Here is a 495-nt window from a genome sequence, read left to right as displayed (position 1 = left end):
GAGGCATACCAGGGGAACTGAAACATCTAAGTACCCTGAGGAAGAGAAAACAATAGTGATTCCGTCAGTAGCGGCGAGCGAACGCGGAGAAGCCCAAACCAGAGAGCTTGCTCTTTGGGGTTGTGGGACGTCTCACATGGAGTTACAAAGGAACCGGTTAAGCGAAGAGGTCTGGAAAGGCCCGCCAAAGAAGGTAAAAGCCCTGTAGTTGAAAGTCTGTTCCCTCCGAGACGGATCCCGAGTAGTGCGGGGCACGTGAAACCCCGTATGAATCCGGCAGGACCATCTGCCAAGGCTAAATACTTCCTAGCGACCGATAGTGAAGCAGTACCGTGAGGGAAAGGTGAAAAGCACCCCGGAAGGGGAGTGAAATAGAACCTGAAACCGTGTGCTTACAAAAAGTCAGAGCCCGTTTTAGGGGTGATGGCGTGCCTTTTGTAGAATGAACCGGCGAGTTACGTTCCCGTGCAAGGTTAAGGTGAAGAGCCGGAGCCG

The 495-nt window shown here is 52.9% G+C and carries 1 rRNA gene; it reads left to right on the top strand.

What is annotated here, in order from left to right:
* Positions 1-495: ribosomal RNA gene (locus tag C161_RS16340) — 23S ribosomal RNA — on the top strand; the annotation flags it as partial.

Origin of the sequence: Paenibacillus sp. FSL R5-192 (assembly GCF_000517845.1) — a bacterium.
Classification (GTDB): Bacteria; Bacillota; Bacilli; order Paenibacillales; family Paenibacillaceae; genus Paenibacillus; species Paenibacillus amylolyticus.
This window is presented reverse-complemented; position numbering and strand designations above follow the sequence as displayed.